This is a genomic window from Caballeronia arvi (assembly GCF_001544695.2).
Lineage (GTDB): Bacteria > Pseudomonadota > Gammaproteobacteria > Burkholderiales > Burkholderiaceae > Caballeronia > Caballeronia arvi.
On record NZ_FCOM02000264.1, the window covers coordinates 1 to 1,059 of the forward strand.

The window sequence follows — 1,059 nt, forward strand, 5'->3', positions numbered from 1 at the left end:
GCGCGGCCAGTTTGCCTTGCAGCACCCCGGTCTGATGGCGGGCATCACCCTGCTGCTCCTGCAGCGCGTCGACGGTGTGACGATGTTCGGCCTCGCGCTTGTCGGCGCGCTTGGCCGCCTCGGCCAGTTCTTTCTGAGCCTTGGCCACCGCGCTGCGTTCTCGGTCGATTTCCAGCAACGCGCGCTTTTCCGTCGCGCGTAAGCGCTCTTCGGCCCGATGGGCCGTCTCCCGAAGTTTCTCCAGATCACGCGAAAACGTGTCGCGTACCGTCTCCAGCTCTCGCTCCCGCACAGCGGCCTGTTCGCCGAGACGCTTGATCTGCGCTTCAAGTGCCGTGCGCGTGGCGGCCTCCTCAGCCTGCTGCCGCTCGAGCTCCCGAATCCCGACCTGCGCAGCCAGCAGCGCGGCGGTGCGCTGTTCGAGCGCGGTCTCCGTGCGTCCGAGTTCATCGCGTGCCGCAACGACCTTTTGCTCCGCGTCGGCCCGCTGCGCCTCGACCTCCTCGCGCAGCGCGGTCAGTTCGGCCTGTGCCGACGTGCTCGCGCGCGTCCACAACGTGCCAATCAGCTCACCTGCCGCCTCGCCGAGATCGGCCGGCAGATCCGGATGCTCGATGCGCACGCGACTCTTCTCGCGCAGCTCCGCCCAGAATTCGCTCAGCACCGACGCCGGCGTGCTCATGGTGCCGCGTCGCACCAGGTTGTAGAGGCGATTGGCGGTCGGCGGCACGCCAAAGCGGAAGAACAGCAGAGCGCACACTTCGCGGTAAAGCTCGCGCGTCTTGGGAAATTCCGCTTTCAGGCGGTCGATGTCGGCCGCCAGGCGGGCCTCATCGGAAAGAACGTCGGACATGGACGTCGAAGGAATAACTAGAGCGCTCATAATACAACGTATTGCGTTTGAAATCTAACGCCACGCATTGCTTGATTTGACATTAATCCTATAATGTCTATGTTGGCCAGCTAAAATGGCGAAAACAAGTCAGGTGACCTTGATGCCCGCCCTCCCGTCGATATCACATGCACTTCAGCCTGCGCCGCTCGAAACGCTTGCCATCC

The 1,059-nt window shown here is 63.6% G+C and carries 1 protein-coding gene; it reads right to left on the reverse strand.

The genetic code is table 11. The features are described 5' to 3' along the window. Positions 1-853, reverse strand: an 853-nt coding sequence (locus AWB74_RS44790) for a DNA-binding protein (protein WP_061152834.1), incomplete at its 3' end; no start/stop codon positions are given. Positions 854-1,059 lie beyond the last annotated feature (206 nt).